We start from the raw sequence: 25,834 nt of genomic DNA on the forward strand, positions 1-25,834 counted from the left end.
AGACTGCGCACAAAATTAGAAACAGACATGGAAACGGCCGCTAGTCTTTCATAGGCCGCCAAATCAAGGAACAGGGAGCAGCAATGAGCGAACAGCAGATCTTACTGGCATTGGGTGGAATCGGTGCGGCGGCGCTGCTCTGTCAATGGCTGGCCTGGCGCCTGAAACTGCCGGCGATCCTTTTCCTGCTGTTGACCGGCATTCTGGTCGGCCCCGTGCTGCACTTGCTCGACCCTCAGGAAATGTTCGGGCCATTGCTGATGCCGCTGGTGTCCCTGGCAGTGGCGCTGATCCTCTTCGAAGGCAGCCTGACCCTGCACTTGTCCGAATGGCGCGAGATCGGCAGCGTCGTCCACCGCCTGGTCACGATTGGCGCGCTCTCCACATGGGCGGTCATTGCGCTCGCCACTCACTGGCTGCTGGGTTTCGACTGGATGCTCGCCATCCTGTTCGGCAGCCTGACCCTGGTGACCGGGCCGACCGTGATCGTACCGATGCTGCGTGTCGTGCGACCGAAAGCCTCGATTGCCAACATCCTGCGCTGGGAAGGCATTGTCATCGATCCCATCGGCGCACTGCTGGCGGTGGTCGTCTATAGCTTCATCATCGCCAGCGCCGAAGGTAACGGGCTCAAGGAAAGTCTGCTGACCTTCGGCGGCGTAATCTTGTGTGGCAGCCTCTTCGGCATTTTTGGCGGCTGGTTGCTGGGCACCCTGATTCGTCGTCAGTGGTTGCCGGAATACCTGCACAACCTGGCAGCGCTTGCGGCAGTGCTGGGCATTTTCATTGTGTCCAACGAAGTCACCCACGAATCCGGACTGCTCGCCGTGACACTGATGGGCATGTGGCTGGCGAACATGAAAGGCGTCGACGTGCGGCACATCCTGCACTTCAAGGAAAACCTCAGCGTATTGCTAATCTCCGGCCTGTTCATTCTGCTGGCGGCACGACTGGACCTGAACGCCATGATCGGCCTCGGGCCACTGGTGCTGATTTTGTTGCTGGTCATTCAGTTCATCGCCCGCCCATTGAATGTGTTGCTGAGCACGGCGGGCTCCAGCCTGGGTTGGCGCGAACGGGCGCTGCTGGCGTGGATCGCCCCGCGGGGCATTGTGGCAGCGGCGGTGTCGGCAATCTTCGCCATCCGCCTGCATGAGGCCGGTCATCAGGGGGCACTGCTGCTGGTGCCGCTCACCTTTGCGGTGATCATCGGCACGGTGGTGTTGCAAAGCGCGACGGCACGACCGCTGGCACGCCTGCTGAAGGTGGCGGAACCGGCACCGAGCGGCTTCCTGATCATCGGCGCCAACGGACCCGCTCGCACACTGGGCAAGGCCCTGCAGCAACTGGGCAGTCGCGTACTGTTGACAGATTCGAGCTGGGAAAACATTCGCGCAGCCCGGATGGAAGGCTTGCCGACCTATTTTGGCAATCCGGCGTCGCAACATGCCGATGCGCACCTGGACCTGGTCGGCCTCGGGCACTTGCTGGCGCTGTCCCCCTCCGGTGAAATGAACACCCTGGCGCTGATGCGCTTCCGTCATGAACTGGGCCATCAGCGCATGTTCGGCCTGGGCAGCGGCCAGGAAAGCCGTCGCACCGACAAGCATCGCACCAGCCTGGAACATCGCGGCAATCAACTGGGCAGCGAAGCGCTGACCTACGCCAAACTCGCCAGCCAGTTAAGCCAGGGAGCCGAGCTGTACAGCACAACATTGACGGATGGCTTCGGCTGGAATGATTACCAGGCACTGCATGGTGAGCGAGCGACGTTGCTGTTCGTGCGCGATGACAGCGGTTGGGTGCATGTGGTGACGCCGGAGAGCACGATCAAGCCCGCGGCGGGCTGGACGTTGTTGGCATTGATTCAGCCGGAGACTGTTGGCGCCGGCTAAATCCCATCGCGAGCAAGCTCGCTCCCACAATGATCTTTAGTGCTCACAGATATTGCGCTCACTGAAGATCCACTGTGGGAGCGAGCTTGCTCGCGATGGCCGCGACTCGGTCTTGCGCCAGGTCATGAACCGGAGAACTCATTAAATCGCAGACAACAAAAAAGCAGCCCGCAGGCTGCTTTTTTTTGCATCGGAAGCTGGACTTAAGCCAGTTTTTCCTTGATGCGAGCTGCTTTACCCGACAGGTCGCGCAGGTAGTACAGCTTGGCTTTACGTACGTCACCGCGACGCTTGACAGCCATGCTGTCGATTTGCGGGGAGTAGGTCTGGAAAGTACGCTCTACGCCAACACCGTTGGAGATTTTACGAACGGTGAATGCACTGTTTACGCCGCGGTTACGCTTGGCGATAACAACACCTTCGAACGCTTGCAGACGCGAACGGTCGCCTTCCTTCACTTTCACCTGAACGACAATGGTGTCGCCCGGGGCAAAGGTAGGGATCTCTTTGGTCATCTGCTCTGCTTCGAGTGCAAGGATGATTTTGTTAGTCATGCTGTGCTCCTAAGGTAAATCGTCGGATCTACCATCGATACGTTGTTAACTATCGTCCCGCTCGCGGATGTATTCCTCGAGCAGCTTCTTCTCTTCTCCAGAAAGCGAGCGGCTTTCCAGAAGATCGGCGCGTCGTTCAAAGGTCCGACCAAGGGACTGCTGTAAACGCCAACGCCGGATGTGCGCGTGATTGCCACTTAGCAATACGTCGGGAACACGCTGATCCGCATACACCTCCGGTCGGGTGTAGTGCGGGCAATCCAGCAAACCATCCGTAAAGGAATCTTCCTCGGCGGAGTCCGCATGCCCTAAAGCTCCAGGCAGCAGTCGTGTAACCGCATCGATCAGGACCATCGCCGGCAGCTCGCCGCCAGACAGAACATAGTCGCCAATCGACCACTCTTCATCGACATGAGCATCAATAAAACGCTCGTCAATGCCTTCATAGCGGCCGGCAATCAGGATCAATGCATCCAGATTCGCCAACTCGCGTACCGCCGACTGAGTCAGCTGGCGGCCTTGGGGCGACAGGTAAATTACCTTCGCCGCCTCCCCGGCTGCTGCCTTGGCCTGAACCAGAGCATCTTCCAGGGGCTTGATCTTCATCACCATGCCCGGACCACCGCCAAACGGGCGATCGTCCACAGTGTGATGTCGATCCGTCGTGTAGTCTCGCGGATTCCAACAGGTGAGCTGCAAGAGCCCCTGTTTCACCGCACGACTGGTGATGCCGTACTCGCTGATGGCAGAGAACATCTCGGGAAACAGACTGATCACTTCTACGCGCAAGTTAGCCACGCTTAGAAATCCGCGTCCCAATCCACCTTCATCTCGCCTGCCGCCAGGTCGACAGCCAACACGCATTGCTCGGTATAGGGCAACAGGCGTTCGCGATCATCCAGGCTGCCAGCGCAAGGCTTGACCACCATGACATCGTTCGAGCCGGTCTCCAGCAGGTGATCGATCTTCCCGAACAGTTGCCCGAGGGTGTCGATGACCTTGAGACCTTCCAGCTGGTACCAGTAGTACTCGCCGTCGGTGAGTTCAGGGAACAGGTTGCGCGGCACGCAGATCTCATAACCGGCCAGAAGACGAGCTTCTTCACGATCATCGAGACCCTTGAGCTTTGCGACCAGGAACTTGTCATTCCCGCGTCCGCTGACCAGCTCTACCTGCTTTACATTGCCGTCACGCTTGAGCGTCCAGGTTTTGTAATCCAGCAGGTTCTTAATCGGATCAGTAAAGGAGTACACCTTCACTTCGCCGCGAACGCCGTGAACAGAATAAATCTTGCCGATAACGATCAAATCATCAGCAACAGCTGGCGTCGCGTTCATATTGCTCAGGCCGCAGCCTTAGCAGATTCCTTCAACAACTGAGCAACGCGCTCAGAAGGTTGTGCACCAACGCTCAGCCAGTAGGCTACGCGCTCTTGGTTCACGGACAGACGAACTTCCTGACCACGGGCAACAGGGTTGAAGTAGCCAACCTGTTCCTTGTGCGAACCGTCGCGCGGGTTGCGGCTGTCGGTTACGGTCAAGTGGTAAAACGGGCGCTTTTTGGAGCCGCCAAGGGCAAGACGGATTGTTAGCATGTGAACATCGTTCCTGTAGTCGGTGCTGCAAATCTAAAGGCACAGCGGGCATGGGTGCCCGAAAGGCCGCATATTCTAAGGAATATCCGGACTTTTGCAAATGACTTTTTCCGGCGGTCTATCGGCCGCCATGCAGATTTGCTATAGAGCCGTCGTTGAAAACGGCCGGTCAGCTCCCGCCAAGTGCGGGTTTGCTGTGTATCCCACGTCCGTGTGGGGCTGCGCCGACCTGATGGTCGGCGCGAATTCTTTACATCTTGGGCATGCCGCCGCCGGGTAGCATTCCACCCATGCCGCGCATCATCTTGGCCATTCCGCCTTTTGCAGAGAATTTCTTCATCATCTTCTGCATCTGCTTGTGCTGCTTGATCAAGCGGCCGATGTCCTGCACCTGGGTGCCGGAACCCATGGCGATCCGGCGCTTGCGCGAACCGCTGATCATCTCGGGATCGCGGCGCTCGGCCGGGGTCATCGAGTTGATGATGGCTTCCATCTGCTTGAATTGCTTCTCTGCCGCACCCTGGGCGTTGCCCATTTGCGCCAGGTTCACGCCACCCATGTTCGGCAGCTTGTCCATGAGCCCGCCGAGGCCGCCCATGTTCTTCATCTGTTGCAGCTGATCGCGGAAGTCTTCGAGGTCGAAGCCCTTGCCCTTCTTCAGCTTCTTGGCCAGCTTGTCGGCCTTGTCCTTGTCGAGGGTCGCTTCCGCCTGCTCGATCAGGCTGAGCACGTCGCCCATGCCGAGGATGCGCGAGGCGATACGCTCAGGGTGGAACGGATCGAGCGCTTCGCTCTTCTCGCCCATACCGATGAACTTGATCGGCTTGCCGGTGATGGCGCGCACCGACAGCGCGGCACCGCCACGGGCGTCGCCGTCGACCTTGGTCAGGATCACACCGGTCAGCGGCAATGCATCGCCGAAGGCCTTGGCCGTGTTGGCGGCGTCCTGGCCGGTCATGGCGTCGACCACGAACAGGGTTTCGACCGGGTTGATCGCGGCGTGCAGGGCCTTGATCTCGCCCATCATCTCTTCATCGATGTGCAGGCGACCGGCGGTATCGACGATGACCACGTCGATGAATTTGAGTTTTGCTTCCTTAATAGCCGCATTGGCGATGTCGACCGGCTTCTGGCTCAGGTCTGACGGGAAGAAGGTCACGCCGATGTCGTTGGCCAGGGTTTCCAGCTGCTTGATCGCCGCCGGACGGTAAACGTCGGCGGACACGACCATGACCGACTTCTTCTTGCGCTCTTTAAGGAAGCGCGCAAGCTTGCCGGCGGTGGTGGTTTTACCAGCGCCCTGCAAACCGGCCATGAGGATGACCGCTGGCGGCACTGCGCTCAGGTTCAGGTCTTCGTTGGCCGCGCCCATCAGGCTTTCGAGTTCGGCCTGGACGATTTTCACGAAGGCCTGGCCCGGCGTCAGGCTGCGCGACACCTCGGTACCGACGGCACGCTCCTTGACCGAATTGACGAAATCCTTGACCACCGGCAGGGCGACGTCGGCTTCGAGCAACGCCATGCGCACTTCACGCAGGGTGTCTTTGATGTTGTCTTCAGTCAGCTTGGCCTTGCCGGTGACATGGCGCAGCGTCTGCGAGAGACGTTCGGTTAAGTTTTCAAACATTGCGCGATCCTTTCAGGCCCTGTGTAGACCGGGATAATGGCGGCCCGGACCGGACTAAATGTGTGCTCGGCGAGCCTGCGGCGTGGGCAGGTCGCGGATTATAGCGAAGACTGGGGCCGGCGGACACCTCGCCGTCGGGTTGTGCGGTCTTTCGTGTGGCAGGGGTTCTATGCCAAACTCAGCGACTTTCGGGCTTGCCTAACAGGATTTATGCTCCCCTTGTCACCCAGCTTGCTAACTACCCTCGCCGCCGCCTGCTTGTATGCCGCTGCGACCATTTACCAGGGCACTCGCCTGGCGTCCGGCGCCAAGGTCAACAAACGCCTGCTGGTCATGCTCGGCGTGCTCGCCGTATTGGCCCACAGCGTCAGCCTGCTCACCCACCTGCTGACCCCGACCGGCCTGGCCCTGGACTTCTTCAGTGCCGCCAGCCTGATTGCCGTGGCAGTCATCGCATTGACCCTGCTGGCCTGCTCGCGGATTCCGGTGGAAAACCTGCTGGTCCTGCTGTTTCCGCTTGGGGCCTTGACCGTGATGCTGGCGCATTTTGCCCCCGCCGGCACGGTACAGGTCATCGATGAGGAGCCGGGCATCCTCGCCCACATCCTGCTTTCGATTCTGGCCTATGGCATGTTCACCATCGCGGTGTTCCAGTCCTTGCTGCTGCTGGTCCAGGACCACCAGCTCAAGCACAAGCACCCCTCCGGGCTGATCAAGAACTTCCCGCCGCTGCAGACCATGGAAAGCCTGTTGTTCGGTTTTCTCTGGGCCGGCTGGACGCTGTTGTCGCTGTCGCTGATTTCCGGCTGGCTGTTCGTCGAGAACCTGTTCGCCCAGCATCTGGTGCACAAAACCCTGCTGGCCTGCCTGGCCTGGGTCGTTTTCAGCGTGCTGCTGTGGGGACGCAATCGCCTGGGCTGGCGCGGGCACAAAGCCATTCGCTGGACCCTGGCCGGCTTTTGCCTGCTGATGCTGGCGTATTTCGGCAGCAAGCTGGTTCGTGAATACATCCTGCATATCTGACGGGCGGCATTAATGGACGACTTGCCCATAGGGCCGATGCTCGCGGTAGTGACCCTGCTGGTTTTATGGTCGGGGCTGTTTACCGCCATCGAAGCGGCGCACCAGCATTTGCTGGCCCAGCGCACCGCAACGCGTTCCAGCGACAAGCCGGTGGCGAAACTCAGCTTCCCCCTGGCCAGCCTGATTTTTTGCAACACACTGTGCCGTGCACTCGTGGTGGTCATCAGCACCTTGCTGGCCATTTTCACCTGGGCCGAGAACGGCCCGTGGGTCGCCTGCCTCGGGGCGGGCGCCATGTTGCTGGTGTTTTCCGACTACTTGCCACGCACCCTCGCCGCTCGTTATCCCGATGCGATCCTGGCCCAGGGCAACAACCTGCTGCGGTTGCCGCTGAAAATCATCTATCCCGCGGCATGGCTGCTCACCAGCATCAGCCGCTTGCTGACGCGCCCATTTGTCCGTAAAGCCAAAGTGGTGCAACAAAGTGAGGACGAAACGCTGACGGAGCGGCATACGCCCTCCGAAACCGTAAGCCGCCCTCACCCGCTGCCCGGCATCCACGCGCTGGACAACATCACCGTCAATGACATCCTGGTACCGCGCAGCGACGTGGACGGCATCAATCTCGATGACTCCATCGAAGAAATCATCGAACAGTTGCGCCACAACAAGCGCACGCGCCTGCCGGTGTTCCACAGTGATATCAACCAGGTCGAAGCCGTCCTCAACACCCGGCACATCCTGCACTTGCTGCCCGATGCGAGCCTGACCAGGGAAGCCTTGCTGGCGGCCAGCCACGAGCCGTACTTCGTGCCGGAAAGCACCCCACTGCAGCTGCAACTGCTCAACTTCCACAAACAGCAGCGACGCCTGGGCATGGTGGTCGATGAATACGGCGAAGTGCTGGGCATCGTCACCCTGGAAGACATTCTCGAAGAAATCGTCGGCGAGTTCGAAAGCCAGCACAGCCTGGACAACCCGCACATTCATCCGCAAGCCGACGGACGCCTGGTGATCGACGGAGCCGCGTCCATCCGCGAACTGAACAAGAGCCTCGGCTGGCACCTGCCCAGCGATGGCCCGAAAACCCTGAACGGCTTGGTCACCGAAGCGCTGGAAACCATCCCGGACTGCCCTGTCTGCCTGAAAATCGGCCGCTATCGCCTGGAAATTCTCGCGACTGAGGAAAACCGTGTCACGCGGGTGTTGATTTGGCAGACCAACCCGGCTCTCGCTGCTTTACCCGCCCGTTAGATTGTTCAAAGATCGCAGCCTGCGGCAGCTCCTACATTGGAACGCGTTTCCCCTGTAGGAGCTGCCGAAGGCTGCGATCTTTTGCGCTTGTTGAATCGTTAGCCACCTTCCTATAATCGAACCGCTTACCCAAGCCCCGCCACACCCTGTGCCACCCGCACTCTGCGTTAAGCCCACATCCCTGGGTTCTCGACCATAATAATTCGCTCCACTGGGGCACATGACTGTCAGGGATCACCGCATGACGACCAGCACGACTTACAGCGACTCCACTCCTGCACAACCGACGAACTCCGCTACCCGCGTGGCCACTGCGAGCTTCATCGGTACCGCCATCGAGTTCTACGATTTCTATGTCTATGCCACCGCCGCAGCGCTGGTGATTGGCCCGGTGTTCTTTCCACAGACATCCGGCACCGCCCAGATGCTGTCGGCGTTTCTCACGTTCGGCATCGCCTTCCTCGCCCGCCCCTTGGGTTCGGCCCTTTTCGGCCACTTCGGCGACCGTATCGGCCGCAAGTCGACCCTGGTCGCCTCGTTGCTGCTGATGGGTGTGTGCACCACGCTGATCGGCGTGCTGCCGGGATACGACAGCATTGGCGCCTGGGCACCGATCCTGTTGTGCGTCCTGCGCTTCGGCCAGGGCCTGGGGCTGGGCGGCGAATGGGGTGGCGCGGCATTGCTGGCCACGGAGAACGCGCCGAAAGGCAAACGCGCGTGGTTCGGCATGTTCCCGCAGTTGGGCCCATCCATTGGTTTCCTGGCGGCCAACGGCCTGTTCCTGACTTTGGCCGTGGTGCTGGACGATGAACAGTTCCGCTCATGGGGCTGGCGTATTCCGTTCCTGCTCAGCGCCGCGCTGGTGATGGTCGGCCTGTACGTGCGCCTCAAGCTGCATGAGACCCCGGTATTCGCCAACGCCATGGCGCGCCAGGAACGGGTGAAGATCCCGCTGTTCGAACTGTTCGGCCAATACTGGGCGCCCGTCTTGCTGGGCGCCGGCGCGATGGTGGTGTGCTACGCGCTGTTTTACATCTCCACGGTGTTTTCCCTGAGTTACGGCGTTGCAACGCTCGGCTACAGCCGCGAAACCTTTCTCGGTCTGTTGTGCTTCGCAGTACTGTTCATGGCGGCCGCCACCCCGCTGTCGGCCTGGGCCAGCGACCGTTACGGGCGCAAGCCGGTGCTGATCATCGGTGGCGTGCTGGCGATCCTGTCCGGCTTCCTCATGGAACCGCTGCTGACCCAAGGTTCCACCTGGAGTGTGGCGCTGTTCCTGTGCATCGAACTGTTTCTGATGGGCGTGACATTTGCGCCCATGGGCGCGCTGCTGCCGGAACTGTTCCCCACCCACGTGCGCTACACCGGTGCCTCGGCGGCCTACAACCTGGGCGGTATCGTGGGCGCCTCCGCGGCGCCGTTCTTCGCCCAGAAACTGGTGGCGATGGGCGGACTGAGCTACGTCGGCGGCTATGTGTCCGGGGCGGCGGTGCTGAGTTTGATTGCGGTGCTGTGCCTGAAGGAAACGCGCCATAACGATTTGAATCAGGTCGCCTGACAGATCGCTTTCGCGGGCAAGCCCGCTCCCACAGGGTTGGTGTCGATCACAAAATAGTGGTTCGACATAAGACCTGTGGGAGCGGGCTTGCCCGCGAAGGGGCCCTCCCAGACAAAACACCCACCACAACTTTTCCCCCGCCCATTGTCACCTCGCTCTACGCGCATCGGCTCATCCCCGCTATACTTCCCGGCTTTTCCTGAATAAATGCCAATAGGGTCCCGCCGCGCATGGATAAGACCTACCAGCCGCACGCCATTGAAACTTCCTGGTACAACACCTGGGAGTCAGAGAATTACTTCGCCCCGCAAGGCGCGGGCGAGTCCTACACCATCATGATCCCGCCGCCGAACGTCACCGGCAGCCTGCACATGGGTCACGGCTTCAACAACGCGATCATGGACGCCCTGATCCGTTTCCGCCGCATGCAGGGTCGCAACACCCTGTGGCAGCCAGGCACCGACCACGCCGGTATCGCCACGCAGATGCTGGTCGAGCGTCAACTCGAAGCCAAGGGCCAGAGCCGCCACGACCTGGGCCGCGAAAAATTCCTCGAGAAAGTCTGGGAATGGAAGGATGAGTCCGGTGGCAACATCAGCCGTCAGATCCGTCGCCTCGGCTCGTCCGTCGACTGGAGCCGCGAGCGCTTCACCATGGATGACGGCCTCTCGGAAGCCGTTAAAGAAGCGTTCGTACGCCTGCACGAAGACGGCCTGATCTACCGCGGCAAGCGCCTGGTCAACTGGGACACCAAGCTGCACACGGCGATTTCCGACCTCGAAGTGGAAAACCACGACGAGAAAGGTTTCCTGTGGAACCTGAAATACCCGCTGGCCGACGGCGCCAAGACGGCTGAAGGCAACGATTTCCTGATCGTCGCGACCACTCGCCCGGAAACCATGCTCGGCGACTCCGCCGTGGCCGTTAACCCGAACGATGAACGCTACAAAGCCCTGATCGGCAAATTTGTCGAGCTGCCACTGGTTGGCCGCCGCATCCCGATCATCGCCGACGATTACTGCGACCCTGAATTCGGCACCGGCTGCGTGAAAATCACCCCGGCCCACGACTTCAACGACTACGAAGTCGGCAAGCGTCACAACCTGCCGCTGCTGAACATCTTCGACAAGAACGCAGCGGTCCTGCCGGCTTGCCAGGTGTTCAACCTCGACGGCACGCTGAATGAAACCATCGACGGCAAGATCCCGGCCGAATACGCCGGTCTCGACCGCTTCGAAGCGCGCAAGCAGATCGTGGCCGCGTTCGACGCTGCCGGCCTGTTGGTCAGCGTTGACGATCACGCCCTGAAAGTGCCGAAAGGCGACCGTTCCGGCACCGTCATCGAGCCATGGCTGACCGACCAGTGGTACGTGTCCACCAAGCCATTGGCCGAACCTGCGATCGCCGCCGTTGAAGACGGCCGCATCCAGTTCGTACCGAAACAGTACGAAAACATGTATTTCTCGTGGATGCGCGACATCCAGGACTGGTGCATCAGCCGTCAACTCTGGTGGGGCCACCGCATTCCGGCCTGGTACGACGAGTCGGGCAAGGTCTACGTCGGTCGCGACGAAGCCGAAGTGCGTGCCAAGCACAACCTCGGCCCGGACGTTGCCCTGCAACAGGACAACGACGTTCTCGACACCTGGTTCAGCTCGGGCCTGTGGACCTTCTCCACCCTCGGCTGGCCGGAAAAAACCGAATTCCTGAAAAAATTCCACTCCACCGACGTCCTGGTAACCGGCTTCGACATCATTTTCTTCTGGGTTGCCCGGATGATCATGCTCACCATGCATCTGGTGAAAAACGAAGACGGCACGCCGCAGGTTCCGTTCAAGACCGTGTACGTTCACGGCCTGGTGCGTGATGGCCAGGGCCAGAAGATGTCCAAGTCCAAGGGCAACGTCCTGGACCCGCTGGACATCATCGACGGTATCGAGCTCGAAGCCCTGGTGCAGAAGCGCACCTCCGGCATGATGCAGCCGAAACTGGCGAAGAAGATCGAGAAGCAGACCCGCGACGAGTTCGCCGAAGGCATCGCCAGCTACGGCACCGACGCCCTGCGCTTCACCTTCTGCTCGCTGGCGTCCACCGGCCGCGACATCAAGTTCGACATGGGCCGCGTCGAGGGCTATCGCAACTTCTGCAACAAGATCTGGAACGCGGCGCGCTACGTGCTGGACAAGGGCGAAGACTGCGGCCAGAACGGCGAAGCCTATGAGCTGTCGCTGGCGGATCGCTGGATCATTTCGCAGCTGCAACGCACCGAAGCCGAAGTGACCCGCCAACTCGACCAGTTCCGTTTCGACCTGGCGGCACAAGCGCTGTACGAGTTCATCTGGAACCAGTACTGCGACTGGTACCTGGAACTGTCCAAGCCTGTGCTGTGGGACGAAAACGCTCCGGTTGAACGCCAGCGCGGCACCCGTCGCACCCTGGTGCGCGTACTGGAAGTCGCCCTGCGCCTGGCGCATCCGTTCATGCCGTTCATCACCGAAGAAATCTGGCAGCGCATCGCGCCGCTGGCAGGTATCGAAGGCAAGACGATCATGCTGCAACCTTGGCCAGTGGCCAACGAAACCCGCATCGATCAGGCGGCCGAAGACGACATCGAATGGCTCAAGGGCCTGATGCTCGGCACCCGTAACATCCGTGGCGAAATGAACATCGGCCCGGGCAAACCGCTGCCGCTGTTCCTGAAGAACGTCAGCGCCGAGGATCAGCGCCGCCTGACCGAAAACGAAGCCCTGCTGAAGAAGCTGGCGCGCCTCGAATCGATCACCGTGCTGGCTGCCGGCGAAGAAGCACCACTGTCCGCCACCGCACTGGTCGGGGAGATGGAAGTGCTGGTGCCAATGGCCGGTCTGATCGACAAAGGTGCGGAACTGGCGCGTCTGGACAAGGAAATCCAGCGTCTGCAGGGTGAAGTGCAACGTGTCGGCGGCAAGCTGTCCAACGCCGGCTTCGTTGACAAGGCGCCAGCTGAAGTCATCGAGAAAGAACGCGCCAAACTGGCTGAGGCCGAACAGGCCCTGGGCAAGCTGGCCGAGCAGCACGCGCGAATTGCCAGCCTTTAACGGCAGGTCGCAATGAGAAAGGGAGGTCCAAGCGGCCTCCCTTTTTTATGCCGCATCCCCCCTGTAGGCGCTGCCGCCGGCTGCGATCTTTTGATCTTGTTTTTTTAAAAAGCAAGATCAAAAGATCGCAGCCTGCGGCAGCTCCTACAGGGAACACCTGGATGTGGGACAATGCCCGCCACTTTTAGCCATACCCGAATCGACCACCGCCATGACCGCCCCCCGCACACCAAAACCTACGCGCAAAAAGCCTGAATCCGCGCCAGCGGCCAAAGCCGCGGCGCCGCGTGAGAAGGCCAGCCTGCACCCGCGCAATCGCCATCAGGGTCGCTACGACTTTCCGGCGCTGATCAAAAGCACGCCGGAACTGAAAAAATTCGTGATCATCAATCCGTACGGCAAGGAAAGCATCGACTTCGCCAGCCCGGAGGCCGTGCGGGTATTCAACCGGGCGCTGCTCAAGTCGTTCTATGGCATCGCTCATTGGGACATTCCGGCCGACTACCTGTGTCCGCCAGTGCCAGGCCGTGCCGATTACGTGCACTTCCTCGCCGACCTGCTGGCCAGCGGGAATGACGGCGCGATCCCCCGTGGTGCTGCCGTGAAGGTGCTGGACATCGGCATGGGCGCCAACTGCGTGTATCCGCTGATTGGTTACAGCGATTATCGCTGGCAATTCCTTGGCTCCGACATCGATGCGACCGCCATCGCCGCGGCGAAGGCCATCATTCAATCCAATGGCCTGAACAAGGCGATCCAGGTACGCCAGCAGAGCAATCCCAAGCAGATCCTCACAGGCCTGCTGGAGAGCGCAGAGCGGTTCGACCTGACCATGTGCAACCCGCCATTCCACGCCTCGCTGGACGAGGCCACGCGGGGCAGTACGCGCAAATGGCGAGCCCTGGGCAAGGCCGATCCGAAACGCAAGCTGCCGGTGCTGAACTTTGGCGGGCAGGCGGCGGAACTGTGGTGTGAGGGCGGGGAAGTGCGTTTCGTCACGCAACTGGTCAGCGAGAGCGTGCAGGTGGCGCAACAAGTGCTGTGGTTCAGCACGCTGGTATCGAAAGCATCGAACCTGCCGGCGATCCAGACGGCCCTGAGCAAGGCCGGCGCGCTGGACAGTCGGGTGGTGGAAATGGGTCAGGGACAGAAGCAGAGCCGCTTCGTCGCCTGGACCTTCCAGACCCTGGCGCAGCAACAGGCCTGGCGTCAGACGCGATGGTCTAAAGCTACTGCAGAGTAAAAAACCGGACGCACAAAAAAGCCGTGTCGGGATGGCTCCTGTACACGGCTTTTTTACGAGCCTTGGCGGTTAACGGTGAAGCTTAGTCCCACACCCTAAACTACCTGATAACTTTCCTGGCAACTCAGCGCTTTGTTACACGAACATTCTCTTTGAACGCACAGGCCCGCGCCTCCTTGCTATCGCAGTAATACTGACCAAACCATTCCTCCCATGGCCCATTAGTATCAATGCTCACGACAGTTCCCTCTCGCTTGTATCTCATATCCAGTTCGCCTCCATTTTTCAGCATGTAACCGCAACGCAGAATTTCGCCGGCTACAGTGCTGATCTCGGCCGCTATGCGAGGAGCGAATATCGCCAGTTCGAACTCACCTACCGGCCCGCGCCCGGTTTGCGAAACGCCGTACCATTCCCCGTCACCACTGGCTGTCGGGGCTTTATAGGCACCGGCTGCCAACTCCTTGATGTCAGCAGGGCTTGGGCAGTACTCGGTCATATTGGCCAACGCCTGACCGGACACCAGAAACGATACGCACATCAACAACTGTTTAACTTTCATAAAAAACGTCCCTGTAACGAACAACTGAAATTTGATTTTGGCTTTTACGCAAAGCCGTGCGCTACGCCTTATCGATACTACCGACCCAAGGCGCGCACTCAACTGTCAGTTCTGTAGGAGCGTTCGTTTTATACAGGGAGAAAAGTGTTATTTCAGAACAACCGAGCTATCGCGATGAAACGCGCGGAAACAACCGCTTCCACAAAAAAATCATTGCCAAAGTTTACCTTGCGTAAACTTTTTCAACGCCCATAAAAAAACCGTGCCCGGATTGCTCCGGCGCACGGTTTTTTCTTAACAAGTCTTACTTGTTAACAGCGTCGGTCAGGCCTTTGGCCACAACCAGCTTGATCACTTTCTTGGCAGCGATTTCGATGGCAGCGCCAGTCGAAGGGTTACGGCCAGTGCGGGCAGGACGCTCAGTCACTTTCAGCTTGCCGATACCTGGCAGAGTGATTTCGCCGCCGTTTTCCAGCTGATCGGCAACGATTTGGCCCAGTTGGTCCAGAGCGTTACGCGCGGTGGTTTTCGGCGCGTCGATAGCTTCAGCGATGTCGGCGATCAGTTGGTCTTTAGTAAGAGCCATTTAGTGTTCCTTCCCTATCAAATTCATATGGATTGCAGAGTGCAATGTCAGCCATCGAGCCCGATCTTCTGGATCTGGCACCCTCGGCCAAATAACCTCGGGATCGGGGTTATAGATACCGAAATCAGGGTTTGGTTCGACCTGACAAATGCTGACTGCACGCTTAACGCAGTGACTTCGCGCAAGACCGGGCAAAGCTAGCACACAGACGTGGAAATATCCGCCTCTAGCTACCCATTTGGTCAGCTTTATTGCGCTAAAACAGGAAAAAAACGCATAAGCGCCGTCGGTCGCCTGCCAATTGCCCTCTATCCCTCCTGTAGGAGCTGCCGAAGGCTGCGATCTTTTGCCTTTGTATTTTAAAAAACAAGATCAAAAGATCGCAGCCTTCGGCAGCTCCTACAGAGGGATGCGGGTACACTGAGCGCTTTTTCGGGGAGCACGCCCTCCTCTCCTCATTCAGCCGAGAAGCCCATGCCGATCCGTCATTGCATCGTCCACCTGATCGACAAAAAACCCGACGGCACACCTGCAGTTCTCCACGCCCGTGACTCCGAACTGGCAGAGTCCGCGGCCATCGAGAACATGCTCGCCGACCTCAACGAAAGCTATAACGCCAAACAGGGTAAAGCCTGGGGCCTGTTCCATCCGGAATCCGGTGCATTTCCGTTCAGCGGCTGGCTGAAGGAGTACCTCGAGGGCAGCCAGGATTTCACGGCGTTCAGCCGCGTGGCGGTCGAGCACCTGCAAAAGCTGATGGAAGAATCGAACCTGTCCGTCGGCGGCCATGTGTTGTTCGCACACTACCAGCAAGGCATGACCGACTACCTGGCCATCGCCCTGCTGCACCACAGCGAAGGCGTGGCCGTGACCGATGAGCTGGACGTGACCCCATCCCGTCATCTGGACCTGGGCCAATTGCACCTGGCGGCGCGGATCAACGTTTCCGAGTGGCAGAACAATAAACAATCCAAGCAGTACATTTCGTTCATCAAAGGCAAGAACGGCAAAAAGGTTTCGGAGTATTTCCGCGACTTCATCGGCTGCCAGGAAGGCGTCGACGGTCCGGGTGAAACCCGCACTCTGCTCAAGGCCTTCAGTGATTTCGTTGAAAGCGAAGACCTGCCGGAAGACGACGCCCGCGAGAAGACCAAGACCCTGGTGGATTACGCCAGCAGCCAGGCCAAGCTCGGTGAACCGATGGGCCTGGAAGAATTGTCGGGGCTGATCGACGAAGAACGCCCGAAGGCCTTCTACGATCACATTCGCAACAAGGACTACGGCCTGTCGCCGGAAATCCCGGCCGATAAACGCACCCTGAACCAGTTCCGCCGATTCACTGGCCGTGCCGAAGGCTTGTCGATCAGTTTCGAAGCGCACCTGCTAGGTTCGAAGATCGAGTACGACGAAGAAGCCGGCACCCTGATCATCAAGGGCCTGCCCACTTCGCTCACCGATCAACTGAAGCGTCGCAACTGATGTTCGGCGGGGTACTGAAAAAATTCCTGCTGATCCTGCTGGTGGTCGTGGCTTACCAGAACTGGGGCAAGATCGAGCGGGTGTTCAACCCTTCGCAAGTGGTGCCAGCACAGACGCAGGCCCGGGCCAACGTCGTGCTCTACGCCACCGAATGGTGTGGTTACTGCAAGCTGACCCGGCGCTTTCTCGATCAGAAAGGCATTCCGTACAAGGAATTCGATATCGAGAAAGATGCCGTCGCGCGCGGGGACTATCAGGCGCTGGGCGGTGGCGGCATTCCGATCATCGATGTGAACGGGACGCTGATTCGCGGGTATGACCCGGATGCGATTCTGGCTGCACTGAAGTAACCCAAAGATCAAAAGATCGCAGCCTTCGGCAGCTCCTACATGAGATGGGTGTAGGAGCTGCCGAAGGCTGCGATCTTTTCGTTTTTGCTATCAACAGAAATGTCAGCAGGCTTCGATACGGAAACCAAACCGCGGGAAGTGCACATGCACCACGCCGCCACGCTCATCCTTGCGCCGTAAGATCAATTCTTCGCTGCCGGCAAACAGCAGCTCTCCCGCGACCGGATCAACGCCGTAGTCCGTGGCGGCGATCACCACCTGCTGACCCGCCGTGAATCCGTTGGGATCGACGAACTGTTCATCCGGCAATGCCGCTGGCGTGGAGCTGCGCGCCACCTCCAGCGCCTCTTCGGACGTCATCTCGCTGGAGGCGCCATGACCAAAGCCCAATACCCGAGAGTGCCACGCATTGACTGCCGGGTAAGCTTCGACCAGCGGAGCCGTCACCGCTGTGGCCTTGAGGAACCAGAGGCAATGGGCCAGGGCAAAGTCGGCAATCGACGGTTCACCGAACAGGAAATCACCCTCTTCACGCTGCAACTGCAGCTCCAGCCGCGACATGATCGTTGGCCACTGATGTTTGGCCTGCTCGGCCGACAATTTTGTCGCGCTACCACCACTGAACAAACCGGCGCGGTCGGCCAGGAACGCCTTGATCGCCTCCGGCGATAAATTGCCAAAGCGCACCGCTATCGATTCCGGCTGGAACACCAGGCTGACCACGTGCTGGAACACAACAGAGTCGGCCCAGGCTGCAAACGACGCGGTGATCATTTCCTGACCTTCCGGAAAGAATGCCGGCAAGGCTTTTTCCTGTTCCAGTCGCCGGGCAATCAATGCCGTATCGCAATAAATATCTGCACCGACCTGCAATACAGGTGTCTTGCGGTAGCCACCGGTCAACGCCGTAAGGTCCGGTTTTGGCATCACCGGAGAGATCTTCACCGAGCGCCATGACAAGCCCTTGAAGCCCAGCAACAGACGGGCCTTCTCGGCAAAGAGGGACGTCGGGTAATGATGCAGAATCAACTCGGACATGCTCGGCTCCGCCGCACAAATTAGGAATTCGCAGCTTAGCGCGCAATCGGTTGGCAGCCTACAGATGTGCCTGATGGGAGCCGATCAGCCAGATTGATAAGACGCTACCAGACATTCCTTGGCGCTTTTGCGCAGTTTCTTGATCAGCCGTTCCTGGCGCAGCGCATCGCTTTTGTCGCGACAACGTTCGGTGTAGACCAGCGCCATGGCCGGGCTGGACAGAAAGAACCGTGCACCCTTGCCACTTTGATGCTTGGCGAAGCGGCGCACGGGATCATCGCTGACCCCGCAATACAGCGAGCCATTGGCCGCGCGAACGAGGTAGACGAACCAGGGCTTGCTGACGGGAGACTCGCTTGGGGTGGTCACGGCACGATCAAGGCTTGAAAGGAAACGAGCCGCGATCTTATCAGCGACCGGCCTGAAATGCCTTCAGCCCCTTCAATGCCTGGGCGCGAACGGCGTTGCGCACCAGTGGCGTCCAGCCGAGCAGCAGACCTTTGAAACCCAATGCCTGACGTGACCAGGTCCAGAGATCGAAGCTGTCGTGATGTTCGCAGATCCTGCCGTCACGGAAGACAAAACGCGCCTGGATGTCGTTGACCACGGTGTTGCCGGTCTGGCTGAACAGGTAGGTTGCCACCCAATGGGCACCACCGGTGCGCCCGTCGGCGTGAACATGATCGAAGGTCAGGGAAAAATCCTTGGCCCGCATAGTCAACATGCGCCACATGTCACCGGCATCGCGACCGCGAAGCTCACCGAACGCCGGGTCACTGAACACCACGTCGTCGGTGTAGCAAGCCGCCATGGCTTCGGCATCCAGGCGCTGGAAAGCCTGGTAGAAACGGGTGATCAAAGCGCTATGGGCTTCACTCATCTGCGGGTTCCCCTGGGTTTGCATAATGATTTCGAAAGAGTGCCCGCACGATAGTCTGCAAATGCATCGAACACTATCGGCATTCACGACGAAAATAACGCGATGACTATTCAGGTCATTCCGCAGTCCCGGGCGTAGGAAAAAAGATCAACGTCCGTGGAAATGCCTAACCGGTGCATGGCCATTTTCTTTTGTTTACTGATGGTCGACACGCTGCGATTGAAGTGAACGGCGATTTCGCTGACGGTCATGCCACTGGCGAGCATTCGGACCACTTCGTGCTCCTTGGCTGACAAGGGTGATTCGTGAAACTGATCGCGGGTATTGGCCAACAGCGTGCGCAGGGACTTGCTGAGGTAATGGCGCCCTTCCTGCACCGCATTGATTGCCAGGGGCAACTCCGCCGCCGATGCGGTTTTGGCGACGATGGCCATCACCCCTTGCGCCAGTGCAGCCCTTGCCGTCACCACACTGGTAAACATGGTCACCAGAATGATCGGCAAGGTCGGGTAATGACGCTGAATCGTACTCAACATTTTCAAGCCATCGGCCTGCTGCCCTCCCGGCATGGAGAAGTCGGTGATCAGCAGTTCGCAAGACGTACTTGAAAGCAGATTCATCAAGTTGTCGACACTGTCAGCCTCGCCGACGATCACGCATCGCCGACTGGCGTTGATGAGTATGCGCAGCCCGACACGAACGACGGAATGGTCGTCAGCAATAACGACTCGCATTGTGGGATACCTCCTGCTGGTGGCGCAAAAACGCGGAAAGTAGCGCCGTTCCTGCCCCTTCCACAACGCCTCGAAAACCCCTCTGACGTCGCATCCCCAATGTATTCAATGGACTAACTCTTTGCCCATCCAACAAACAGATGGTTCCTACATTGCAGCGCGCTGAAGACTACGCAGGAGGACTACAACTAAAAGAGCCCTCGTTAGAAACCGCTGCGTAGTCCGTAACACTCTTTCATACACGCCCGCTCTCTTTTCGTATTAGTTGCATTTCTCCAGAGCCACTTGCGCACTAACTTGTCGCCTTCCAAGCAGTCCGGCCACCCCTGCCTAGAACTGCGTTCACTCTTTGCCTGACTACCCATTACATGAAGAAGACGCCTACGCCCCTGAGCACTGCCTGCCTGCTCACGGATTCCCTGCGCTACCTGTATTGCGAGCCATGCCAACAGTCTTTTATCCAGGAAACCCAATGAGCGACATCAAGACAATATTTCTGAAGCAGTTGCGCCGCCTGACCCGCACGGGTATCGGCGCGTGCGCTCTGATTTGGACCGTACAGGCCCACGCCGACGGCATGGTGCCCGATACCTCCGTGATCATCGTCAATGAGGCCAAGGGGGAAACTGCCGTATCCGTGACCAATACCGACGCCAGCCTGGCACTGCTACACGTCACCATAGAAGACATTCCCGAAGACACCGAACCATTGGTATTCGTGACGCCACCCTTGGCACGCGTTGAAGCCGCCAAGACGCAGTTGGTGCGCTTCATCCTGCAATCGGAAAAGCCCCTGCTCACCCAGCGTTTGAAGCGGGCGATTTTTGAAGGCATCCCCCAAGGCAAACCTGCTGCCGAAGCCGGGCATGCCCGTGTGGGTGTGACAGTACGCCAGAACCTGCCGATCATCCTTCACCCCGCTGGCCTGGCGCCCAACCGCACGCCATGGACCGACTTGAAATGGTCGCTGCAGGACGGTCAACTGACCGTACGCAACGAAACACCTTATGTCGTACGCCTGGCTCAGGAAATACAACTGCTGCCTTCCGGAAGCGCCGCGACGCTACCGCGAACCTACGTACTTCCCGGTGACCAGATCAGCATTACGGTCCCTGCAATGGCTGCCACCCAGGTTCGAATCAATCCAGCGACCGTCTATGGCTTTGCCGTGCCTCCCTATGACGCGCCGATCGCCCTCTAAGAGCAGACATCATCGATAGCGCCATGCAGGGAAAAGCAGGCGTCGACAATTCAGCGTGACGGAAGCCGAAGCGGATCAATCCGGCACCCTGGCAGAACCCAAGTGAACCCCATGAACACCGTATTGAAATACCGTGATGGCGAAGCCATGCCTGCGATTCGGCCGGCCAGCACGTCCCCTCATCTGTCGCGAATCCGGACCGGCATGGTGTTGCTGCTTGGCAACGTGCTGACAGGACTCGAAGCCAATGCCGATGACCTCAATGCCGATCTGTTGCTGACTTCGTTCGACCGGAAAACGCTGATTCAGCGGGGTATCGACCCCAGTCTCGCAACCCAACTATTGGCCGCCCCAAACTTCACCGCCGGCCGACATCCGATCACCCTCACGGTCAATGGCCAGCGTCGCGGTCGGGTCGACGTCACGTTCAACCGGGAGGGCGACTTGTGCTTTGACCGTTCCCTGCTGGATGCGGCAAACCTGAGCGAGCCATCGATTCCGGCCAACGACAAAGGCTGTTTCGATGTACTCGCCACCTGGCCGCAGGCCCGAATCGAACAGGATCCAGCCAATCTCGGCCTTTCCTTGATAGTGCCCACCCAGGCGATACGTCCGGTGGTCCGGGATATCTCCGGTTATCAAACCGGCGGTATCGCCGGGCTACTCAACTACGACATCAATAGCCTCCACAGCCAGTACGGCAATCGATCGAGCCGCTACCTCTCAGCCAACACCGAAGCCGGTTTCAATGCCGGCGACTGGATTGTGCGCAGCCGTCAGGTGCAGACCTGGCAGAACGATGTGTCGCACACCACTCACCTGGCGGCTTACGCCCTGCGCACCTTTGCTCGCCACGAAACAGTGCTTCAAGCGGGTCAGGTCAATCTCTACAACCCGGTACTGGCGGGTGCGCAGATCACCGGCGTTCAGGTCATGACGGAGCAGGCGCTCCAGGTCGAAGGCCAAGGCAATCCCATCGAAGGGATTGCCCGCAGTCAGGCCCAGGTCGAAATACGCCAGAACGGTTCGCTGATCCACTCGACAGTAGTACCGGCCGGACCGTTTTCCCTGAGTAACGTACGTCGGCTCGACAGTCGCTCCGATGTTGAAGTCACCGTCAAGGAAGCGGATGGCAGCGAGCAACGCTTCACCGTCCCCGTCGCCATGCTCGGCGTTGGCCTGCCGGCTCCCGGCTTTTCGTTGGCCGCCGGCCAGGTACGCAGTCTCGGCGACGCCCGGAGCGGCGAACCCTGGGTGATCAGCGGCGGCTGGAGTGGAGCACTCAACCCGAATGTCTTGCTCAGCACCGGTGCCACCGGTACCGCCGATTACCGTGCTGCGGGCGCTGGCCTGAGCCTGCTGCCAGGGCCCGCTACACAGATCCAGACCACCCTGCAAGCAGCCGACACCAGCACCCGCCAGGCCGACAGGGGGCTTCAGGCCGACCTGAATGTTTCGCAACGCTTGGGTGAACAGTGGTCGATCAATGCTGGAACTTCGTACCGGACCTTCGGCTATCGCGACTTGTCCGAAGCGGTGTTCGATACTCAGTCCGAGCGTAGCCAGTCGCGCTACCGCGATCAGCAGAGCCTTTCGCTGGCCTGGTCACACCCTGGGCTTGGCGCGTTCAGCAGCGGCTTCAATCGTTCAACGACATTCGACGGGCAAAACAGCAGCCGCGCCCTGGCGTCCTGGGGCACCCGGATTGGCGACGTGTCGGTGTCGGCCACCGCGCAATGGCAAGTCAGCGGCACCCAACGTAGCGACGACAGTGTCTACCTGAGCCTCAGCATTCCACTGGGTGAACGTCGCCGGGCGCGCACCTGGGTACGCAGTTCCGCTGGCGAATATCGCAGTGGTATCGGCTTGAACGAGCAGATCAACGACCAGTTGAGCTACCGGGTCGGTGTCGAGCACGACACACGAGACAAACAAGTGCAGTCCTCGGCGGGGGTTTCCCTGCTGCCGCGCTACAGCCAACTGGACTTGAACTACACCCGCTCCGATGCCGAACGCTCCAGCTACCAGGTTGGCGCGCGTGGCGGGGTCGTTCTGCACGGCGACGGCCTGACGTTATCGCCATACGCCGTAAGGGACACCTTCGCGTTGCTTTCGGTTGGCGATGAAAGCGCCATCAAAGTCTCGACCCCAAGCGGTCCGGTCTGGACCGACTGGAAAGGTCAGGCCGTGGTGCCTCAAGTGAGCGCCTATGGGCGCAGCCCAGTAGAAGTCGACACCCGCTCGCTGCCACGCAACCTCGATATCAACAACGGACTGGCCGTGGTTTCCGCCGGACGCGGGGCCGTCGACAAGGTCGAGTTCGGTGTCACCTTGACCCGTCGTGCCCTGCTCAAAGTCACTACGGACGACGGTCTCCCCCTGCCCCGTGGCGCGACGGTAAGCAGCGCAGACGGTGAGTTCATCACGCTCGCTCAAGAAGGTGGATTGGTGTTTCTGCCCAACGTTCTGAACACCCGCGACCTGTGGATAACCGCACCAGGGCTGGAGCGCTGCGAACTGCGTTTCGAACTGCCGGCCAAGGCCAATACCCAGGTGTATTACGAGACCGCTGCCGCCCGGTGCCGCACACTTTGAGGATATCCCCATGAAGCTGCCCCACCCTTTGTTGCTGACACTCGGCACGTTGATGTTGAGCGGACTTGCGCCGCACGCCTGGGCCCTCGCCGATGAATGCAAGCTCACCCTGAGTCAGCCGGTAGTCGATTACGGTTTGACGAATCGGGCTATACGCGCCAATGGCTCTGCAGAGCAAACCCTGGGCGAGCGCCGCCTGAGCCTGAACCTGAGCTGTCCCCAACCCACTGACATGACCCTGCTCTACCGTGCCATGGCCGCGACCGCCGAGCGCTTTCGCTTTGCCGAACACGGCAGCTATGCCGTGCGCATGAGTGACGCCGTGCTCGATGGGCAACCGGTGGACCTGGGCTTGATTTCTGCCGTCGGCCAAGTACCTGAAGCATCCGCTTCGAGTCTGCTTTGACAACCGCAGCAGGCCATCGTTCCGGTTCGGGGCGGTGTGGCGGCGCAAGGGCAAAGTCTTTCGGCGCAACTGGAGCTGACAGCCTGGGCGTCGGAAAAAGCCTTGCAGGTACGTGACGCCGTAGTCTGGGAAACCACCGGCCTGTTCGACGCGGTCGCGACGGGTCTTTCACGGGAGATAACCCTGCGCGCCAGTTTCGCGCCCACCGCGTGCAAAGTGGAGCTGTCCAATGGCGGCCTGGTGGATTTCGGTCGGCTATCGAAAAACGACCTGAACGCTGACAAAAGCACCCGACTGCCACTCAAGGATTTGACCGTGCGAGTTGACTGCGACGCCCCGATGGAATTTGCCCTGGTCATGCATGACAACCGCCCGGGCTCGGCAACGATCAACAGCGAGATTTACTACGGGCTGGGTCTGGATCACAGCAACAACAAGATCGGCCTGTACTCACTGAATGTCGATCCCGCTAACGCCAGCGCCGACAGCTTCGCCCGCGTGTATCGAACCGACTCCACCACCCAGGGCGCGGCCTGGAGCACCTCCAGTCCGAACCCGATTCCGTTCGCCCAGAGAAGCTATCTGGGCTTTACCGACAGCGCCGGTAGCACCGCAGGCCCGGCCTCTATCCAGAACCTCACAACCACGGTGACGGTCGAGGCCCTCATTGCCCCCACCAATAGCCTGGACCTGAGCACCGCCGTTCACCTCGACGGCTCGGGGACGATCGAAATTCTTTACAAGTAACACCCACCCTGCCTCGTTGAAGCCGCGGAGCACTTACGCCCCTCGGAACATTCAAGGCCAACAACGAAAGAAAGGAAGTTTTATCCATGAAAAAGTACCTCGCTGCACTTGCTACAACAGCCGCGATCAGCACCACCCCTCAGGCCTTCGCCGTGGGCGATACCCTGGAGGTCAAAGGCATTATCACACCAGTAGCTTGCACACCGACATTCTCCAATGGCGGTCTCATTGATATTGGCAAGATCTCGTCATCAAAGCTTAGCCAAACCAGCAATACACTGGTTGGGGAACATCCGATGAAATTGGTCATAGCCTGTGATGCTGCAATCAAGTTCGCACTGAATCCAATTGATAATACAGGCGACACATCACCGGTTGGTCCGGTTGTGTTTGGCCTTGGTTTGACCCCTAAGGACGATAAGTTGGGTTTCTTTACCCCCAAAGTCACTGGAGTCACAGCGGAGGCAGCTTCAGTGGACGCAATCGAATCAACCGACCATATAACCTGGGCGAAAGCCACCGCGGCCAAACCGGGACATTTCTTGTCCTTTACCACAACTGGTGGCTCCCTGCCGATTGAGGCTAAAGACGTCACCTATGATTTTTTGGTCGACACCTATATCGCTCGCGCCGACTCGCTGGACCTGACTGACGAAATCACCTTTGACGGCTCCGCGACGTTCGAAGTGCATTACTACTAAGCGTCAAGGCGCTGAACCGTTCGTGTCTGAATGAACGGTTCAGCGCCTATACCTCTACGAAAAAAGGAATTTATCAATGAAGCGTATTCCCATGGCTCTGACCACCGGACTGCTGATGGGCATGGCGACTGCTGCCCTTGCGGTGCCCCCCAATGCACTCTTGGTCAAAGGCACCATCACCCCGGTCGCCTGCACCCCGACTTTCTCCAACAACGGTCTTGTCGACTACGGAAAAATCTCCCGACAGGACCTGAACGTCGACACAAGGACGCGACTGCGTGACGAATTCCTCGACCTCGACATCAACTGCAACACAGCGGCGCATTTCGCATTGATCATGCGCGACAACCGCGAAGGCTCGGCCATCGTCAACAGTCAGATCTATTACGGCCTGAACCTCGACCGCAGCGGCAACAGGATCGGCCTGTACTCACTGCACTTCGATCCTGCCCGCACCGTAGCGGACGCTCTGCCGCAAGTGTATCGAACCGACTCCTCCACTGGCGGGCGGGGGTGGAGTACATCCAGCTCCAGTTCCATAGAGATTGCCGCCAACAGCTGGCTTGGCTTCACTGATGTAGCGGGCAGCACTGCGGGCCCTGTCAAGATCAAGAACCTGAGCAGCCGGGTCACTCTCGTCGCCGTCATTGCCCCCACCTCAACGCTGGACCTGAGTGAAGATGCAATACTCGATGGTTCCGCGACCCTGGAGGTTGTCTATTTATAGGCA

23 protein-coding genes and 1 pseudogene are annotated in these 25,834 nt (G+C 59.3%); 13 read left to right on the forward strand and 11 right to left on the reverse strand.

Features of this window, described 5'->3' with window-relative positions:
• Positions 1-83: 83 nt before the first annotated feature.
• Positions 84-1,895, forward strand: coding sequence for a sodium:proton antiporter (locus tag C9422_RS14630; protein ID WP_116581137.1), 1,812 nt, complete (start codon positions 84-86; stop codon positions 1,893-1,895).
• A gap of 203 nt (positions 1,896-2,098) precedes the next feature.
• Here the strand turns inward: C9422_RS14630 and rplS are convergent, their stop codons facing one another.
• From rplS to ffh, 5 genes are all read right to left on the reverse strand, one after another.
• Complete coding sequence (gene rplS, locus C9422_RS14635; protein ID WP_003175895.1) at positions 2,099-2,449, reverse strand: 50S ribosomal protein L19; 351 nt, start codon at positions 2,447-2,449, stop codon at positions 2,099-2,101.
• 45 nt (positions 2,450-2,494) lie between these two features.
• Positions 2,495-3,247 (reverse strand): tRNA (guanosine(37)-N1)-methyltransferase TrmD, encoded by a 753-nt coding sequence (gene trmD, locus C9422_RS14640; RefSeq protein WP_007897583.1) that lies wholly within the window; start codon positions 3,245-3,247, stop codon positions 2,495-2,497.
• 2 nt (positions 3,248-3,249) lie between these two features.
• A complete protein-coding gene (gene rimM, locus C9422_RS14645) occupies positions 3,250-3,786 on the reverse strand; it encodes a ribosome maturation factor RimM (protein ID WP_007972729.1) in 537 nt (178 codons plus the stop codon).
• Positions 3,787-3,791: 5 nt separating this feature from the next.
• Positions 3,792-4,043 carry a 30S ribosomal protein S16 gene (gene rpsP, locus C9422_RS14650; RefSeq protein WP_007972721.1) on the reverse strand — a complete coding sequence of 84 codons (252 nt, stop codon included), beginning with the start codon at positions 4,041-4,043 and terminating at the stop codon, positions 3,792-3,794.
• A 250-nt stretch (positions 4,044-4,293) separates the two neighbouring features.
• Entirely contained in the window at positions 4,294-5,670 is a 1,377-nt protein-coding gene (gene ffh / locus C9422_RS14655) for a signal recognition particle protein (RefSeq protein WP_007972719.1), read from the reverse strand.
• A 210-nt stretch (positions 5,671-5,880) separates the two neighbouring features.
• Here ffh and C9422_RS14660 point away from each other — a divergent pair, with 210 nt between their 5' ends.
• The 5 genes from C9422_RS14660 to rlmF all read left to right on the forward strand — a co-directional run bounded on the left by C9422_RS14660 (position 5,881) and on the right by rlmF (position 13,825).
• Positions 5,881-6,693, forward strand: a complete 813-nt coding sequence (locus C9422_RS14660; protein WP_007972717.1) for an inner membrane protein YpjD — start codon at positions 5,881-5,883, stop codon at positions 6,691-6,693.
• Between the two features lie 12 nt (positions 6,694-6,705).
• On the forward strand, positions 6,706-7,947 hold the full coding sequence (locus C9422_RS14665; protein ID WP_116581138.1) for a transporter associated domain-containing protein: 1,242 nt from the start codon (positions 6,706-6,708) through the stop codon (positions 7,945-7,947).
• Positions 7,948-8,188: 241 nt separating this feature from the next.
• Positions 8,189-9,505: an MFS transporter gene (locus C9422_RS14670; protein WP_116581139.1), complete on the forward strand. Its 1,317-nt coding sequence runs from the start codon at positions 8,189-8,191 to the stop codon at positions 9,503-9,505.
• Positions 9,506-9,735: 230 nt separating this feature from the next.
• The gene (locus tag C9422_RS14675; RefSeq protein ID WP_007972710.1) at positions 9,736-12,582 is read left to right on the forward strand and encodes a valine--tRNA ligase; all 2,847 of its coding nucleotides are present in this window, start codon (positions 9,736-9,738) and stop codon (positions 12,580-12,582) included.
• A 211-nt stretch (positions 12,583-12,793) separates the two neighbouring features.
• Positions 12,794-13,825, forward strand: coding sequence for a 23S rRNA (adenine(1618)-N(6))-methyltransferase RlmF (rlmF, locus tag C9422_RS14680; RefSeq protein ID WP_116581140.1), 1,032 nt, complete (start codon positions 12,794-12,796; stop codon positions 13,823-13,825).
• Between the two features lie 124 nt (positions 13,826-13,949).
• Here rlmF and C9422_RS14685 read toward each other — a convergent pair whose 3' ends face one another.
• Together C9422_RS14685 and C9422_RS14690 are read right to left on the reverse strand one after the other, a co-directional pair.
• Positions 13,950-14,387, reverse strand: coding sequence for a DUF3757 domain-containing protein (locus tag C9422_RS14685; protein ID WP_116581141.1), 438 nt, complete (start codon positions 14,385-14,387; stop codon positions 13,950-13,952).
• A 304-nt stretch (positions 14,388-14,691) separates the two neighbouring features.
• A complete protein-coding gene (locus tag C9422_RS14690) occupies positions 14,692-14,973 on the reverse strand; it encodes an HU family DNA-binding protein (RefSeq protein ID WP_007905514.1) in 282 nt (93 codons plus the stop codon).
• Positions 14,974-15,447: 474 nt separating this feature from the next.
• Between C9422_RS14690 and yejK the strand changes: the two genes are divergently transcribed.
• Together yejK and C9422_RS14700 are read left to right on the forward strand one after the other, a co-directional pair.
• Positions 15,448-16,452: a nucleoid-associated protein YejK gene (gene yejK / locus C9422_RS14695; protein WP_007972706.1), complete on the forward strand. Its 1,005-nt coding sequence runs from the start codon at positions 15,448-15,450 to the stop codon at positions 16,450-16,452.
• Positions 16,452-16,802 carry a glutaredoxin family protein gene (locus C9422_RS14700; protein WP_116581142.1) on the forward strand — a complete coding sequence of 117 codons (351 nt, stop codon included), beginning with the start codon at positions 16,452-16,454 and terminating at the stop codon, positions 16,800-16,802. Before yejK ends, C9422_RS14700 begins: the two co-directional genes overlap by 1 nt.
• Before the next feature lie 102 nt (positions 16,803-16,904).
• On the opposite strand, the gene C9422_RS14705 is transcribed toward C9422_RS14700, so the two are convergent.
• The 4 genes from C9422_RS14705 to C9422_RS14720 form a co-directional block, all read right to left on the reverse strand.
• Positions 16,905-17,840: a glutathione S-transferase family protein gene (locus C9422_RS14705; protein ID WP_116581143.1), complete on the reverse strand. Its 936-nt coding sequence runs from the start codon at positions 17,838-17,840 to the stop codon at positions 16,905-16,907.
• 84 nt (positions 17,841-17,924) lie between these two features.
• Positions 17,925-18,209, reverse strand: a complete 285-nt coding sequence (locus C9422_RS14710) for a GIY-YIG nuclease family protein (protein WP_116581144.1) — start codon at positions 18,207-18,209, stop codon at positions 17,925-17,927.
• Positions 18,210-18,249: 40 nt separating this feature from the next.
• Positions 18,250-18,720, reverse strand: a complete 471-nt coding sequence (locus tag C9422_RS14715; RefSeq protein WP_116581145.1) for a nuclear transport factor 2 family protein — start codon at positions 18,718-18,720, stop codon at positions 18,250-18,252.
• A 110-nt stretch (positions 18,721-18,830) separates the two neighbouring features.
• Positions 18,831-19,454, reverse strand: a complete 624-nt coding sequence (locus C9422_RS14720) for a response regulator (protein WP_116581146.1) — start codon at positions 19,452-19,454, stop codon at positions 18,831-18,833.
• Positions 19,455-19,926: 472 nt separating this feature from the next.
• Here C9422_RS14720 and C9422_RS14725 point away from each other — a divergent pair, with 472 nt between their 5' ends.
• From C9422_RS14725 to C9422_RS14745, 5 genes and pseudogenes are all read left to right on the forward strand, one after another.
• Entirely contained in the window at positions 19,927-20,655 is a 729-nt protein-coding gene (locus tag C9422_RS14725) for a fimbria/pilus chaperone family protein (RefSeq protein WP_116581147.1), read from the forward strand.
• Positions 20,656-20,766: 111 nt separating this feature from the next.
• Positions 20,767-23,250 carry a fimbria/pilus outer membrane usher protein gene (locus C9422_RS14730; protein WP_116581148.1) on the forward strand — a complete coding sequence of 828 codons (2,484 nt, stop codon included), beginning with the start codon at positions 20,767-20,769 and terminating at the stop codon, positions 23,248-23,250.
• A 10-nt stretch (positions 23,251-23,260) separates the two neighbouring features.
• Positions 23,261-24,403: pseudogene (locus tag C9422_RS14735) on the forward strand (DUF1120 domain-containing protein).
• An 86-nt stretch (positions 24,404-24,489) separates the two neighbouring features.
• The gene (locus C9422_RS14740) at positions 24,490-25,104 is read left to right on the forward strand and encodes a DUF1120 domain-containing protein (RefSeq protein WP_116581149.1); all 615 of its coding nucleotides are present in this window, start codon (positions 24,490-24,492) and stop codon (positions 25,102-25,104) included.
• A 76-nt stretch (positions 25,105-25,180) separates the two neighbouring features.
• The gene (locus C9422_RS14745; protein ID WP_116581150.1) at positions 25,181-25,831 is read left to right on the forward strand and encodes a DUF1120 domain-containing protein; all 651 of its coding nucleotides are present in this window, start codon (positions 25,181-25,183) and stop codon (positions 25,829-25,831) included.
• Positions 25,832-25,834: the final 3 nt, after the last annotated feature.

This window comes from Pseudomonas sp. B1(2018) (assembly GCF_003097365.1).
Lineage (GTDB): Bacteria > Pseudomonadota > Gammaproteobacteria > Pseudomonadales > Pseudomonadaceae > Aquipseudomonas > Aquipseudomonas laurylsulfatiphila.

Coding starts and splice junctions, on each gene's coding strand:
- C9422_RS14630 (WP_116581137.1), top strand. CDS start 84: ATGAGCGAACAGCAGATCTTACTGGCATTGGGTGGAATCGGTGCGGCG.
- rplS (WP_003175895.1), bottom strand. CDS start 2,449: ATGACTAACAAAATCATCCTTGCACTCGAAGCAGAGCAGATGACCAAA.
- rimM (WP_007972729.1), bottom strand. CDS start 3,786: ATGAACGCGACGCCAGCTGTTGCTGATGATTTGATCGTTATCGGCAAG.
- rpsP (WP_007972721.1), bottom strand. CDS start 4,043: ATGCTAACAATCCGTCTTGCCCTTGGCGGCTCCAAAAAGCGCCCGTTT.
- ffh (WP_007972719.1), bottom strand. CDS start 5,670: ATGTTTGAAAACTTAACCGAACGTCTCTCGCAGACGCTGCGCCATGTC.
- C9422_RS14660 (WP_007972717.1), top strand. CDS start 5,881: ATGCTCCCCTTGTCACCCAGCTTGCTAACTACCCTCGCCGCCGCCTGC.
- C9422_RS14665 (WP_116581138.1), top strand. CDS start 6,706: ATGGACGACTTGCCCATAGGGCCGATGCTCGCGGTAGTGACCCTGCTG.
- C9422_RS14670 (WP_116581139.1), top strand. CDS start 8,189: ATGACGACCAGCACGACTTACAGCGACTCCACTCCTGCACAACCGACG.
- C9422_RS14675 (WP_007972710.1), top strand. CDS start 9,736: ATGGATAAGACCTACCAGCCGCACGCCATTGAAACTTCCTGGTACAAC.
- rlmF (WP_116581140.1), top strand. CDS start 12,794: ATGACCGCCCCCCGCACACCAAAACCTACGCGCAAAAAGCCTGAATCC.
- C9422_RS14685 (WP_116581141.1), bottom strand. CDS start 14,387: ATGAAAGTTAAACAGTTGTTGATGTGCGTATCGTTTCTGGTGTCCGGT.
- C9422_RS14690 (WP_007905514.1), bottom strand. CDS start 14,973: ATGGCTCTTACTAAAGACCAACTGATCGCCGACATCGCTGAAGCTATC.
- yejK (WP_007972706.1), top strand. CDS start 15,448: ATGCCGATCCGTCATTGCATCGTCCACCTGATCGACAAAAAACCCGAC.
- C9422_RS14700 (WP_116581142.1), top strand. CDS start 16,452: ATGTTCGGCGGGGTACTGAAAAAATTCCTGCTGATCCTGCTGGTGGTC.
- C9422_RS14705 (WP_116581143.1), bottom strand. CDS start 17,840: ATGTCCGAGTTGATTCTGCATCATTACCCGACGTCCCTCTTTGCCGAG.
- C9422_RS14715 (WP_116581145.1), bottom strand. CDS start 18,720: ATGAGTGAAGCCCATAGCGCTTTGATCACCCGTTTCTACCAGGCTTTC.
- C9422_RS14720 (WP_116581146.1), bottom strand. CDS start 19,454: ATGCGAGTCGTTATTGCTGACGACCATTCCGTCGTTCGTGTCGGGCTG.
- C9422_RS14725 (WP_116581147.1), top strand. CDS start 19,927: ATGAGCGACATCAAGACAATATTTCTGAAGCAGTTGCGCCGCCTGACC.
- C9422_RS14730 (WP_116581148.1), top strand. CDS start 20,767: ATGAACACCGTATTGAAATACCGTGATGGCGAAGCCATGCCTGCGATT.
- C9422_RS14740 (WP_116581149.1), top strand. CDS start 24,490: ATGAAAAAGTACCTCGCTGCACTTGCTACAACAGCCGCGATCAGCACC.
- C9422_RS14745 (WP_116581150.1), top strand. CDS start 25,181: ATGAAGCGTATTCCCATGGCTCTGACCACCGGACTGCTGATGGGCATG.